The following is a 13,529-nucleotide window of genomic DNA, read 5'->3' on the forward strand; positions in this document are numbered from 1 at the left end:
ACGACCTCGCCGTCCACGGTCGTGACGCGGAAGACCTTGGTGCGCTCGCCGTCCTTGCCCTCCTGGCTGACGGTGCTGCCGAGGTCCGCGTACCGGTCGTCGTCGGTCTCGGTGCGCGTCTTGTGCTCGACGACGGAGGTCTTGGTGACCTTCTTCGTCTCGACGCGCTCCACGACCACCCGGACGGTCGGGTCGCCGGGCTCGTCGGCCTTCTGCTGCTCGACGTAGACGTTGTCGTCCTTGTCGACCGTCAGGTCGAGGCCGGTGAGGATCGCCTTGAGGCCGACGCTGCCGTCGTCCACCACGGAGGTGGTGCCGTCGGCGACGACGGCGACCGGCTGGTCGGTGTCGAGGCGCAGCGGGAGCGAGGCGCGGTCGCCGGAGCGCGAGGCCACCAGCGAGACGTCCGAGCCCCGGGCGGCCAGGCCGGCGAGGGCCTCGTCGGCGTCGAGCGCCGTGACCCATACGTCGTCCTGCTTGCCGTCGACGTCCACGGTCACCTCGTTGCCGTAGCGCACGACGACGTCGGAGCCGTCGCGCAGCGCGGAGTCGGCGTTCGGGGTGACGGCGTCGCGGTCGCCCACGACGACGCCCTCGGACTCGAGCAGGCCCGCGACCGAGCCCGAGTAGGTGTCGACCGTGCGCATCTCGCCGTCCACGTCGAGGGTGACGGTCTTGTGGGCCTGCCCGTAGGCGGCCGCTGCCCCTCCGGCGAGGACGATCGCGCCCGCCGTGAGACCGGCGACGAGGGGCCAGCGACGCCGGGTCGCCACCGCGGTGGTGGCTCCCGGCGTGACGGAGCTCGGAGTGTCGTTCGTGGGGTTCACACGGATCCAGTCGTCGTGCTTCCCGGCTACGAGGGCGGGGTCCCGGCTGGCTGTCGGGTCCGGCGTCGATCCGGCGGCTCCGAAGACCGTAACCGGATCGTGATCGTCCGCCAAGCATGACTGTGGTAGAGATGCCCGGTTCTGCCCCAGCGTGTCCCGAAAGTCGGGCAGTGATCTGTGCTGCTTCTCTCAGTACCAGCCGACGCTCATGGAGTGGCTCCAGGCCCCGCAGGGCGTCCCGTACCGGCCCGCGATGTACCCGAGCCCCCAGCGGATCTGCGTGGACGGGTTGGTGCGCCAGTCGTCGCCGGCCGTCGCCATCTTGGAGCCCGGCAGGGCCTGCGGGATGCCGTACGCGCCGCTCGACGGGTTCTCGGCGTTCCAGCGCCAGCCCGACTCCTTGGTCCACAGGCTGTCCAGGCAGGAGAACTGGTCGTCACCCCACCCGCGCTCCGCCGCGAGGCCGCGGGCGACCGCCTTGGCCGACCCGGGGTCGGGGTCCGCCTCCGCCACCTCGAGCGTGCCGACGACGATCACCTCGTCCACGGGCTCGCGGGTGACCTCCCGCGACTTCACGGTGCGCTCGATCTCGGTGCCGTCGAGGGTGCGCACCCGGTAGGTGGTGACCCGCTCCCCCGGCACGCCCGCCGTGCGGACCACCTCGTAGCCCTTCGGCAGCTCGTCGGACTCGATCGTCTCCGTCTCGAACGGGATGACCTCGGTCTTCGTGTCCGACTCCGACTCGCCCCGGCTCACCAGCACGACCATCCCGTCCACGGCCGCGGCGCCGAGCGGGACGGACGTCCGGTCGTGCTTGCCGAGCGTGATCCCCGCCGTGTCGAGCACGTCGCGGACCGTCGACTGCGACGTGCGGATCGGCAGCACCGAGCCGTCCACCGCCACCTGCACCGTCTTGACGGTCGAGACCCGCACCTCGCTCCGCCCGAGCACCGTGGAGCGGGACGCCGACGACACGGCGCCGTCGCCCCGCGGGCCCATCGCGGCGAGCAGCTCGCCGACGGTGTGCGCCGTCGTGGGGAACGTCGTGGTCTCGCCGTCGATCTCGACGGTCACCTCGCGGCTGCTGCGCACGACCACCTCGCCGCCGTCGCGCACCGAGGCGGACACGGCCGGCTGCACCAGGTCGTCCGGCCCCAGGTCGATGTGGTGGTAGGCCAGCAGGTCGCCCACGGAGTCGCCGTAGCCGTCCACGGTGGCGACGTGCCCGTCGAGGTCGATCGTCACCGTGCGGTGCTCCTGCACCACGGAGACCGACCCGCCGACCAGCGCGAGCAGCACCATCCCCCGCACGGCGTGCCGGGCCGGTGCCGGCAGGGGTCCGCGCCGGCCTCGCCGGACGCGCGGTCGCGCCGCTCTCCTCGCACTCGCCACGGTCACCAGACCGTAGCGGAGCCTCGCCCACCGGGGAAGACGCGTCGGCACTCCCGTCTCACCAGGTGCCGTAGACGCGGGTGGAGGTGGCGGACAGCGTGGCGCACAGCTCGTCGAGCGGGCGCTCCAGCACGGCCGCCATCGCGCGCACGGTGTGCGCGGCCACGTACGGGGCGTTCGGCTGCCCCCGGTAGGGGTGCGGCGGCAGGTAGGGCGCGTCCGTCTCGACCAGCACCAGCTCGGCCGGCAGGGCGCGCAGCGCGGCGCGCAGGTGGTCGTTCTTCGGGTACGTCACCGGGCCGGCGAACGAGAGGTACCAGCCGTGGGCGGCGGCGAGCCTCGCCATCTCCTCGTCGCCGGAGTAGCAGTGGAAGACCGTGCGCTCGGGCGCGCCGTCCGCGAGCAGGACGTCGATCACCTGCGCGTGCGCGTCCCGGTCGTGGATCTGCAGCGCCAGGCCGAGCTCCTTGGCCAGCGCGACGTGCGCGCGGAACGACTCGCGCTGCGCCTTCTCGCCCTGCGGCCCGGTGCGGTACAGGTCCATCCCCGTCTCGCCGATCGCCCGCACCCGCGGGTTGGCCCGGGCGACGTCGGCGACGCGCGCGATCGCGTCGTCGAGCGGCACGTCGTGGTGCGGCCGTGGGTCCGGCTCCAGCCCGTCGGGGCCGACCTCCCGGACCCCCGCGTGCAGCACCGCCTCGTTCGGGTGGATCGCCACCGCCCCGAGCAGGTTGCCGCGGTGCGCGTCGTCGGTCAGGAGCGTGTCCGTCCAGGCGATCGACGGCAGGTCGCAGCCGACCTGCACGAGCCGGTCGACGCCGGCCGCCGCCGCGCGGGTGAGGTGGTCGGCGACGGTCGGCACGGGCGCCCCGCCGAGCGCACGCTCGTCCAGCACGCCGGCGATGGCGTCCAGGTGGGTGTGGTTGTCGACGACGGGGACACCGAGCGGCTCCGGGTCGGCCGGGAAGCCGCGCTCGCGCTTGCGCCCCACCCCGTCAGGCCTTCTCGCGCAGCCGCTCGAGCTCGGAGTCCACGATCGAGTCGTCGAGCTTGGTGAACACCGGGGTCGGCTTGTCGATCGGGGTGCCCGCCGCGACGGGCCGCGACGTCCACGTCGGGAAGCCGTGCTCGCCATGCTGATCAGCCTGGTAGTCGCCGGTGATGACCGGGTAGTGCCGCGCGTCGTCGTCCAGGTCGGTGACCTCGTCGATGCGCGGCTGCGGCGCGAACGTCCCCGTCCCCCCGAGCGTCTCGTGCACCTTCTGGGCGGAGTGCGGCAGGAACGGGCTGAGCAGCGTGTTGCAGTCGCTCACCGCCTGCGTCACCGTGTGCAGCACCGTCGCGAGCCGGTCCGGGTCCGTCTTGAGCTTCCACGGCTGCGTCTCCGAGACGTACCGGTTGACGTCGCCGACCACCCGCATCGCCTCGGACACGGCGGCCCGCTGGCGGTTCGCCTCGACGAGGTCGCCGACCGTGCCGAACGCCTTCGACGTCGTCGCGAGCACGTCGCGGTCCACGTCGGCCAGCTCGCCCGGCGTCGGGATCTGCCCGAAGTTCTTGTGCACCATGCTCGCCGTGCGGTTGACGAGGTTGCCCCAGCCCGCGACGAGCTCGTCGTTGGTGCGCCGCAGGAAGCTGTCCCACGTGAAGTCGACGTCCTGGCTCTCGGGCCCGGCCGCCGCCACGTAGTAGCGGAAGGCGTCCGTCTGGTAGCGGGCGAGCATGTCGCGCACGTAGATGACGACGCCGCGCGAGGACGAGAACTTCTGCCCCTCGACGTTGAGGAACTCGCTGCTCACGACCTCCGTGGGCAGCTGCAGCTCCCCGTACGGGCCGGGCGCGCCGCCCTTGGCCCCCCTGCCGTCGTAGCCGAGCAGCTCCGCCGGCCAGATCTGGGAGTGGAACGTGATGTTGTCCTTGCCCATGAAGTAGAACGACCGGGCGTCCGGGTTCGTCCACCAGGCGCGCCACGCCTCCGGGTCGCCGCTGCGGCGGGCCCACTCGATCGAGCTGGACAGGTAGCCGATGACGGCGTCGAACCACACGTACAGCCGCTTGTTCGGGTTGGACTCCCAGCCCTCGAGCGGCACGGGGATGCCCCAGTCGATGTCGCGCGTCATGGCGCGCGGGCGCACGTCGTCGAGCAGGTTGCGGCTGAAGTTCAGCACGTTCTGCCGCCAGCCCGTGCGGGTCTCCAGCCACGAGGCGAGCGCGTCGACGAACGCCGGCAGGTCGAGGAAGAAGTGGTTCGACTCGACGAACTTGGGCGTCTCGCCGTTGATGCGGCTGCGCGGGTTCTTCAGGTCGATCGGGTCGAGCTGGTTGCCGCAGTTGTCGCACTGGTCGCCGCGGGCGCCGTCGTACCCGCAGATCGGGCAGGTGCCCTCGATGAAGCGGTCGGGCAGCGTGCGGCCGGTCGACGGCGAGATCGCGCCCATGGTCGTCTTCTCGACCATGTACCCGTTCTGGTGGACGGTGCGGAACATCTCCTGCACGACGGCGTAGTGGTTGCGCGTCGTGGTGCGGGTGAACAGGTCGTAGGACAGCCCGAGGGAGGTGAGGTCCTCGACGATGACGCGGTTGTACCGGTCCGCGAGCTCCTGCGGCGACACGCCCTCCTGCTCGGCCTGCACGAGGATCGGCGTCCCGTGCTCGTCCGTACCGGAGACCATCAGCACGTCGTGACCCGCCATCCGCATGTACCGGCTGAAGACGTCGGAGGGAACGCCGAAGCCGGCGACGTGGCCGATGTGCCGCGGGCCGTTGGCATAGGGCCATGCCACGGCCGAGAGGATGTGGGTCATGCGGGCAATCCTAAGGGCCCGCACGGCGGCCCGGACGAGGCGTTCCGCCCACCGGCACGGTCACTCGATCTCGACCCGCACCAGCCGGTCGTCGCCGTCGCGCGGTTCGCCGCGCCCGTCGGTGTTGTTCGTCAGCAGCCACAGCCCGTCGGCGTCCGACGCGCCGACCGCGACGACGTTGCGCAGCCGCCCGAGCTCGCCGGCCAGCAGCGCCTGCGGCGCCCCCAGCGCGTGCCTGCCGCCGGCCGACGACCCGGCGATCGGCACCCGCCACAGACGCTCCCCGCGCAGGGCCGCGAGGTAGACGGCGTCGGAGGTCACGGCGAGCCCGGACGGCGACGCCTCGACCGTCGGCCACCACGCGACCGGGTCGGTGAACCCGCTGTCCTCCGCGCCGCCCGGCCCCTCGACCTCGGGCCACCCGTAGTTGGCGCCCGCCTCGATCACGTTCAGCTCGTCGTAGGCGTTCTCCCCGAACTCGCTCGCGTACATCGTCCCGTCGGCGTCCCAGCCGAACCCCTGCACGTTGCGGTGCCCCGACGTCCACACCGGCGACCCGGGGTCGGGGTTGCCCGGCGCGGGGGCACCCTCGGCCGTCATGCGCAGGATCTTGCCCTGGAGGGTGGCCGGGTCCTGCGCGGCCTCCCGGACGCCGGCGTCGCCCGTGCCGACGTACAGGTACCCGTCGGGGCCGAACGCGAGGGCGCCGCCGTCGTGGAAGTCGGCGCTCGGGACGCCCTCCAGCACCGTGGTGAGCTGCCCCAGCTCCGTGCCGTCGAGCGTGCCGCGCAGCACGGCGTTGCCGTCGGTGCCCGTGCGGTACACGAACACGTCCCCCGCGGCGTCCGACCCCCGCGGGCCGAGAGCGCCACGCCCAGCAGGCCGCCCTCGCCGTCCGGGTCCGTCCCCGCCGCGAGCTCCCGCGCACCGGGGCCCGTGACGTCCGTCGTCGTGCCGGCGTCCGGGTCGACGACGACGAGCCGGCCGGCGTCGCGCAGCGACATCAGCAGCGTGCCGTCGGAGCGTTCCGCCAGGCCCCACGGGGCGTCGAGCCCGTCGACCACGGTGCCGACCGAAGTCCCCGGCGCGGGCGACGACTCCGGCGCCCGCGTGCCGGGGGCCGACACCTGCGGCTCCTGCGTCCCCGGCGAGCCGGTGCACGCACCGAGCAGCGCGGCGGCCAGCAGGGCGGACAGCACGCCGCCGCGGACGGGACGGATACGGCTCATCCCGCCATCCTGGGCGCAGACCGGGCGCCGCGCACCCCTGCCGAAGCAGGCCGGACGGTGGCAGGGTGGAGGACATGAGCGAGACCACGACGCCCCCGCCGCTCCCCCGGCGCGCCCTCATCGTCGTCGACGTGCAGCCGACGTTCTGCGAGGGCGGCGAGCTCGCCGTGGACGGCGGCAACCAGGTGGCCCACGACGTCGCCGGGTACGCGGCGGGCCACCGCGGCCGGTACGCCGTCGTCGTCACGACGCAGGACTGGCACATCGACCCGGGCGAGCACTTCAGCTCTCGCCCGGACTTCGTGAACTCGTGGCCCGTGCACGGCGTCGCGGACAGCCCGAACGCCGCGCTGCACCCGGCGCTCTCCGAGCTCGACCCGGACGTCTCGGTGAAGAAGGGCCAGTACTCGCACGGCTACTCCGGCTTCGACGGCGCGGACGACGCCGGGCGGTCGCTCGAGCAGGTGCTGCGCGACGCCCACGTCTCCGCCGTCGACGTCGTCGGGCTGGCGGAGTCCCACTGCGTCAAGCACACCGCTCTGGACGCCGCCGCGAAGGGGTTCGCGACCCGGGTGCTGACCGACCTCACCGCGCCCGTCTCGGAGGAGCAGGGCGAGCAGGCCCGCCACGAGCTGGCCGCGGCCGGGGTCGAGCTGACGGCGTCCGTGTAGCCGGTGGCGGCCGAGCCGTCCGCTACCGCGCGGCCAGCGCGGCGGCGTACAGGTCGCGCTTGGGCACGCCGGCCGCGGCAGCCACCTCGGCGACCGCCGCCTTCATGCGCTCGCCGGCCTCCACCCGGGACAGGACCTCGCCCACGAGGTCCTCGACGCTCGGCGTCGTGGTCGGCGCCCCGCCCACCACGACGCAGATCTCCCCCCGCAGCCCGTCGCCCGCCGCGGCACGCTCCTCGGCCTCCGCGGCGAGGTCGGCCAGGGGGCCGCGCAGCGTCTCCTCGAACGTCTTGGTGAGCTCGCGGCAGACGGCGGCCGGCCGGTCGCCGCCGAGCACGTCCGCCATCGCGCGCAGCGTGGCCGCGATCCGGTGCGGCGCCTCGAAGAGGACCATGGTGCGCGGCTCGGCCGCGAGCGCCCCGAGCCACCGCGACCGCTCCCCCGCCTTGCGGGGCACGAACCCCTCGAACGTGAACCGGTCGGTGGGGAGCCCGGAGAGCGCCAGGGCCGTGAGCACCGCGGACGGGCCGGGGGCCGACGTCACCCGCAGGCCCCGTTCGACCGCGCGCGCCACGACCCGGTAGCCCGGGTCGGACACGGCGGGCATCCCCGCGTCGGACACCACGACGACGGTGCCGCCGCCGGCGACGACGTCGAGCAGCTCGTCGGCCCGGGCCGTCTCGTTGTGCTCGTGGTACGAGGTGACGCGGCCGCCGACGGTGACCCCCAGCCGGGCGGCGAGCGCGTGCAGGCGGCGCGTGTCCTCGGCGGCGACGACGTCCGCGCGTGCGAGGAGCCGGAGCAGGCGGGGCGAGGCGTCCTCCGCGTTGCCGATCGGCGTCGCGGCCAGCACGACGGACCCCGCCTCGGGGAGCGGGGCGGCGTCAGGGGCGGGGGCGTCACGGGGGTCGGCGGTCATGGTGACCAGCGTCCCACGGCGCCTCTACGATGACGCGGGTGACCGATCCCGACGCAGGCGCGACCGGAGAACCGACCGCCGACGGCGAGCCCCGCGACGGGGCCCGCGCGGCGAGCACCGGCACGCAGGCGGTCGTCGGCAGGCACGCCGCCGACCCGGAGCCCCCGCCGGACCCGTGGGCGCGTCCCGAGCCGCCGTTCACCTCCCCGGGGGACGAGCCCGCCGACGAGCCCTCGACGGAGCACCGGCTGACCCGCCGGCTGCTGGGCCGGCGGCGCCTGCAGCTCGACCTGCGCCGCCGCGACCGGTTCTGGGGCTGGTTCGGCACCCTGGCGGTGACGCTGCTGGCGGCCGTGGCGCGGCTGTGGCAGCTCGGCCGGCCGCACGCGCTCGTGTTCGACGAGACGTACTACGTCAAGGACGCGTTCACCCTCGGGGAGCTGGGGTACGAGGCGCAGTGGCCGGACGAGCCGAACGCCGCGTTCGAGGCGGGTGACGTGCACACGTTCCTCGACCAGGCCGCGTACGTCGTGCACCCGCCGGTCGGCAAGTGGATGATCTGGCTCGGCATGGAGGCCGGGGGCGGCGCCACCAGCGCCTTCGCGTGGCGGCTCGCCAGCGCGGTCGTGGGGGTCCTCGCCGTGTTCCTGCTGGTGCGGATCGCCCGGCGACTGTTCTCGTCGTCGCTGGCGGGCGTCGTGGCAGGCCTGCTGCTGGCGGTCGACGGCGAGGCGATCGTGCACTCGCGCACCGCGCTGCTGGACCAGTTCGTCATGCTGTGGGTGCTCGTCGCGTTCGGCTGCCTCGTCGTCGACAGGGAACGGGCACGACGGCGGCTCGCGGCGCGGGTGGCCGCGATCGTGGACGCCGGCGGCTCCGTCGCCCGGTACGGGCCGCGACTCGGCTTCCGCGGGTGGCGCCTCGCGGCCGGGGTGAGCCTCGGCCTGGCGTGCGGGACCAAGTGGTCGGGGCTGTGGTTCGTCGCGGTGCTCGGCCTCCTCACCGTGCTGTGGGACCTGACCGCGCGGCGGGCGGTGGGCGTGGGCCGGTGGTGGGAGGACGGGCTGGTGGTGGACGCCGTGCCCGCCTTCCTCTCGATCGTCCCGACCGCCCTGGTGGTCTACGTGGCGTCGTGGTGGTCGTGGTTCGCCACCCAGGGGGCGTACCTGCGCGACTGGGCGGCCGCGCACCCCGGCGAAGGGCCCGGCTGGCTGCCCGGCCCCCTGCGCAGCCTGCTCGAGTACCACCGGCAGATGTGGGACTTCCACACCGGGCTGTCGTCGGACCACCCGTACGCCTCGCACCCGCTGGGCTGGATCGTGCAGTGGCGCCCCACCTCGTTCTTCTGGGAGAAGAACGAGCCCGGGACGGCGGGCTGCCCGGCGGACGCGGCGGAGGCCTGCGTGCGCGCGGTGACGTCGCTCGGCAACCCGCTGCTGTGGCTGCTGGCCGCGCTGGCGATCGTCGTGACGGTGTGGCTCGGGGTCCGGCTGCGCGACTGGCGGGCCATCGCGGTGCTCAGCGGCACCGTGGCCGGCTGGCTGCCGTGGTTCGCCTACGCGCCGCCGTTCGGCGAGCGGACCATCTTCACCTTCTACTCGATCGTGTTCACGCCCTGGGTGGTGCTCACCCTCGTGTACCCCATGGTCGTGGCGCTGGAGCGCACGGAGGGCCGGCCGGGACGACGGCGCGTGGTCGCGGTGATCGCCGTCGTCCTGGCGCTGGTCGTCGCCGTCTCGGCGGTGTTCTACCCGGTGTGGACGGCGACCGAGGTGCCGTACGGGTACTGGCAGCGGCTGATGCTGCTGCCGTCCTGGGTCTGACCCCAGCGTGTTGTGGGCGTGAGTTTGGCGCTATTCCTCGGAAGATAGCGCCAAACTCACGCCCACAACGTCTCAGTTGTGCCAGTCGACCTGGGGCGTGGGGTGGAACGCCCGGCCGGCGGCGGTCCAGGCGGGGGCCTGCGCGGCCGTCCGGGTGCGGAACGACTCCCAGTCCTTGCCGTCCGGTGCCGTCCACGCCACCTCGGCGACGGCGCCCAGGCGGGGCAGCAGCATGGAGAACAGCTCGTCGCGGGTGGTGAGGGTCTCGGTCCAGATCGCGGCGCTCACGCCCTCGACGGCGTCCGCGGGCAGCCCGGCGATCACCGCCGTCGGCTCCCAGTCGTAGGCGTCGCGCAGCTCCACGTGACCCGCCCAGTCCAGGCCGAGCGGGTGCTCCGGCGTGTACTTCATGTCCAGGTAGGCGTGGTTGCCGGGCGACATGACGAAGCGCGCGCCGGCGCGGGCGGCGGCGACGAAGCGGTCGACGTCCTCGCCCTTCGGGTCCCAGTACTGCAGCAGGGTGCCGGGCTCGACGGGGCCGCGGGCGCCCTCCTGCCAGAAGATCGGCGTCTTGCCGTGCTCGCGGACGATCCGCGCGGCGAGCTCGACGAACCGCGCGAACTCCTCGACCTCCATGGTGTGCACCTCGTCGCCGCCGACGTGCACCCACGCGCCGTCGGTCATGCGGGCGACGTCGCCGATGACGTCGCGCAGGAACGGCTCGGTGGCGGGGTTGTCGAACCAGAGCCGGGAGAACCCGACGTCGATGCCGTCGTAGGCGTCGGTGGGCAGGCCGTCGGCGTTCAGCCCGCCGTAGACGTGCGTCGCGGCGTTGACGTGTCCGGGCATGTCGAACTCGGGCACGATCGTCACGAAGCGGGCGGCGGCGTACTCCTGCAGCGCGCGGTAGTCGTCCACCGTGAGGAAGCCGGCCGTGCCGCCGCCCACCTGGTTGTCGGACGCCTTCTCCAGCTCGGGGCGCGACGGGATCTCGAGGCGCCAGCCCTGGTCGTCGGTGAGGTGCAGGTGCAGCACGCGCAGCTTGAGCGAGGCCACGAGGTCCACCACGGCGCGGATGTCCTCGGGGCCGAACCAGTGCCGCACCACGTCGAACGACAGGCCCCGCCACCGGTAGCGCGGCGCGTCGCGCACGACGACGCCGGGCAGCGCGCCGTCGTCGTCGCGGGCGGCGGCGAGCTGGGCCAGGGTGCGCACGGCGTGCGCGAGCCCGACCCGCTCGGGGGCGGTCGCGGTGATCCCGTCGCCGGCCACCCGCAGCGTGTACCGCTCGGGGTCGTCCGAGCCGACGGGGCCGGCGTCCTCGCCGAGCGCGAGCGTGAGGTCGACGACGCCCGGGGCGGTGGCGTCGGCGAGCGGCAGGCCGGCGGCGGACAGCGCCTCCGCGGCCAGGTCCGCCAGGGCGTCGTCGGGGGCGAGGACGCGGAGGCCGGGCACGGGGACGGCCGGCGCGTCGGTCCCCTCGACGTCGGTGGGCCAGGGGATCAGCGGAAGCAACGGGATCAGTCTCCAGACGGCTCGTCCTTGGGCGTAGGCAAAACGTTAATGATCCTGCCGAATCCCGTCAACGGGCCGGGCGACCGCCGTCAGGAGGCCGCGACCAGCACCGGCGCCGGGTCCTCGGGGACCGTCTCGCCGGCCCCCGGGTACGGGGCGGCCAGCCCGGACCACCCGAGGTGCACGCCGTCGGGCACGTCCGCGCTCACGTGGTCCCACACCCACTCCCCGGTGGTCGCTCCCCCGGTCCGGTCCGCGGCCAGCACGACCTCCACCTGCGGCACCGGGCGCAGCTCCTCACGCTCCGACACCGACTCGGGCCGCGTCTGGTGGACGACGAGCATCGCCGGGGGCAGCCCCTCGCCCGCGACGAGGGCGGCGAGGTGGTCGACGACGCCCTGCAGCTCGGCGGCGCTCATCTCGTGCGACGTGGTGGCCACGCCGTCGCCCAGCCGCTGCTCGGGGTGCACGGCGAGGCCGACCCCGGGCCGCTGCAGCAGCGGGTCCAGGGCCGCCACCTGCTCGACCAGCGGCTCGGGCCCCGCGACCGGCAGGTCGAGCAGCACGTAGGCACCGGCGTCCTGCGCGGCGGCGACGAGGGGGCGCACGGCGTCCACGTCGTCGTCGCTCACGCCCGCGCCCGTACCGGTGCCCACGGTGACCTCGAGGGCGGGGACGACGGGTCCGCCCTCCCCGCCGGCGTCGTCGTCCTCGTACGCGGCGGCGGCGGTGCGCGCCTGCTCGACGGCGGCCTGCGGGTCGTCCCATCGGTCCGCCGCCGTCGTCACGTACCGCCCCGGCAGCAGGTGCTGGGTCCCGGTGGGCAGCAGGGCGGCACGCTCCGCGGCGGCCACCCGCCAGGCGAACTCCTCGGGCGTGCCGAAGGTGGGCCCGAGGCCCACGACGGCGAGCGCCTGTGCCTCGTCGAGCGTCCGCACGGCGGCGGGGGCACCGAGGTCGCCGTCCGGGACCTCGACGGCGACGGCGCCCGCGGCGCGCAGCGACGCGATCGCCGCCGTCTGCCCGGGTCGGGGGTCGACGACGGCGAGCACCTCGCGCAGCAGGCCGGCATCGGCCGTCGCGTCCTCGCGACCGTCCCCGGTCGGCACCGGCGTCCCCGCCTCCTCGAGGTCGGCGGCCAGGTCGTCCAGGTCCCTGGGGTCCAGCGCCGGGTACCCGTGCTCGCCCTCGACCGTCTCCGGCTCCACGCTCACCACCTGGACGCCTGCCGCCTCCGCGGCCTGCAGCGCGGCGCCCTCGTCGCTCGTCTCGCCCTGCCCGGACCCAGGGGCCGCACCGTCGTCCGCGCTGCCGTCCGCACCGTCGCCGGCCGGGGCGTCGGTGCCCTCGACGACGACCGCGGAACGCACGCCGAGCCGCTCCAGCTCGTCGCCGAGGCCGCCGTCGGCCACGCCGCCGCGGGCGAGGAGGGCGGGGGCTCTCGCGGCCACCGCGACCGCGGCCAGCCCGGGCCAGGAGCTCTCGTCGGCGGCGTCGGCCAGGACGACCGTCTCGGCCCGCTCGTAGACGGTCTGGCTCACCGTCAGCGCGAGCTCGGCGGGGTCCGTGGAGTCGAGCAGGACCGTGTGCTCCTCGAGCTCGTGCACCGAGATCGCCGGCGCCGACGCCGGGTCGTCCTGCACGTCGGGGGCCGGCGGGGACCCGCATCCGGCGAGCGCCGCGACACCGCTCGAGACCAGGAGGACAGGCAGGACGAATCGGACGTTCCGAAGGGGCACGTCCACATCTTCGCGCATGGACCGCCCCGCGGTCGACACCCGTCCGTGCGCCGTCGTCGTCCCCGCCGCCGGGCCTCACCGGGCGAGGTCGCGGCCCGGCCCCCGACGCCCCACCACGAGCGCCACGCCGGCGGCCACGAGGGCTCCGGCCACGACGCCCACCGTGTTGGTGAGCCAGTCGTCGGTGTCGCAGGCGCGCCCGAGGACGGGCAGCACCGCCTGCAGCGCCTCGACCCCGGCCGACAGGGCCGTGCCCGCCAGGGCGGCCAGGGCCGGGCGGCGGCTCGCGAGGGCGGCGAAGTAGGCCGGCACGAAGAACAGCGCCATGTTGGCCAGGTCGATCGGATGGAGCGTGGGGACCGAGAACTGCACGGTGCAGCCGACGGGGCCCGGCGCCTCGCCGAGGGACTTGAGGTCCGGGACGAGGGTGAGGGCGAGCACGGGGAGCACCCACACCGCCGTCAGCACCCACAGCGCGCGGCGCCCGCGCCGTGGGCGGCGGGCCAGCACGGCGCCGAGGACGACGCAGACCAGGACCAGCAGGGACAGCGCCAGCTCCGCGACGGTGCGGTGGAAGACGAGGACGTCGTAGATCACGACGACGGGATCC

The 13,529-nt window shown here is 74.6% G+C and carries 11 protein-coding genes; 2 read left to right on the plus strand and 9 right to left on the minus strand.

What is annotated here, in order from left to right:
* The 5 genes from EYB28_RS17025 to EYB28_RS17045 form a co-directional block, all read right to left on the minus strand.
* A partial coding sequence (locus EYB28_RS17025; protein WP_166850325.1) for a ubiquitin-like domain-containing protein occupies window positions 1-827 on the minus strand: 827 nt, incomplete at its 3' end.
* Between the two features lie 189 nt (window positions 828-1,016).
* A complete protein-coding gene (locus EYB28_RS17030) occupies window positions 1,017-2,129 on the minus strand; it encodes a ubiquitin-like domain-containing protein (protein WP_166850328.1) in 1,113 nt (370 codons plus the stop codon).
* A 148-nt stretch (window positions 2,130-2,277) separates the two neighbouring features.
* The gene (locus EYB28_RS17035) at window positions 2,278-3,210 is read right to left on the minus strand and encodes a TatD family hydrolase (protein WP_166850331.1); all 933 of its coding nucleotides are present in this window, start codon (window positions 3,208-3,210) and stop codon (window positions 2,278-2,280) included.
* A gap of 4 nt (window positions 3,211-3,214) precedes the next feature.
* On the minus strand, window positions 3,215-5,023 hold the full coding sequence (metG, locus tag EYB28_RS17040) for a methionine--tRNA ligase (RefSeq protein ID WP_166850334.1): 1,809 nt from the start codon (window positions 5,021-5,023) through the stop codon (window positions 3,215-3,217).
* Between the two features lie 60 nt (window positions 5,024-5,083).
* A complete protein-coding gene (locus tag EYB28_RS17045; protein WP_370459494.1) occupies window positions 5,084-5,848 on the minus strand; it encodes a sorbosone dehydrogenase family protein in 765 nt (254 codons plus the stop codon).
* Between the two features lie 478 nt (window positions 5,849-6,326).
* Here EYB28_RS17045 and EYB28_RS17050 point away from each other — a divergent pair, with 478 nt between their 5' ends.
* Window positions 6,327-6,923, plus strand: coding sequence for an isochorismatase family protein (locus EYB28_RS17050; protein ID WP_166850337.1), 597 nt, complete (start codon window positions 6,327-6,329; stop codon window positions 6,921-6,923).
* A 22-nt stretch (window positions 6,924-6,945) separates the two neighbouring features.
* On the opposite strand, the gene rsmI is transcribed toward EYB28_RS17050, so the two are convergent.
* Window positions 6,946-7,842, minus strand: a complete 897-nt coding sequence (rsmI, locus tag EYB28_RS17055; RefSeq protein WP_166850340.1) for a 16S rRNA (cytidine(1402)-2'-O)-methyltransferase — start codon at window positions 7,840-7,842, stop codon at window positions 6,946-6,948.
* Window positions 7,843-7,880: 38 nt separating this feature from the next.
* Here rsmI and EYB28_RS17060 point away from each other — a divergent pair, with 38 nt between their 5' ends.
* Window positions 7,881-9,665, plus strand: a complete 1,785-nt coding sequence (locus tag EYB28_RS17060) for a dolichyl-phosphate-mannose--protein mannosyltransferase (RefSeq protein ID WP_240930611.1) — start codon at window positions 7,881-7,883, stop codon at window positions 9,663-9,665.
* A 72-nt stretch (window positions 9,666-9,737) separates the two neighbouring features.
* On the opposite strand, the gene EYB28_RS17065 is transcribed toward EYB28_RS17060, so the two are convergent.
* The 3 genes from EYB28_RS17065 to EYB28_RS17075 form a co-directional block, all read right to left on the minus strand.
* A complete protein-coding gene (locus tag EYB28_RS17065) occupies window positions 9,738-11,180 on the minus strand; it encodes a family 20 glycosylhydrolase (protein ID WP_240930612.1) in 1,443 nt (480 codons plus the stop codon).
* Window positions 11,181-11,269: 89 nt separating this feature from the next.
* Window positions 11,270-12,919: a hypothetical protein gene (locus EYB28_RS17070; RefSeq protein ID WP_166850346.1), complete on the minus strand. Its 1,650-nt coding sequence runs from the start codon at window positions 12,917-12,919 to the stop codon at window positions 11,270-11,272.
* A gap of 75 nt (window positions 12,920-12,994) precedes the next feature.
* A complete protein-coding gene (locus EYB28_RS17075; protein WP_166850349.1) occupies window positions 12,995-13,516 on the minus strand; it encodes a VanZ family protein in 522 nt (173 codons plus the stop codon).
* Window positions 13,517-13,529: the final 13 nt, after the last annotated feature.

Source organism: Isoptericola sp. BMS4 (genome assembly GCF_011634835.1).
Lineage (GTDB): Bacteria > Actinomycetota > Actinomycetes > Actinomycetales > Cellulomonadaceae > Isoptericola.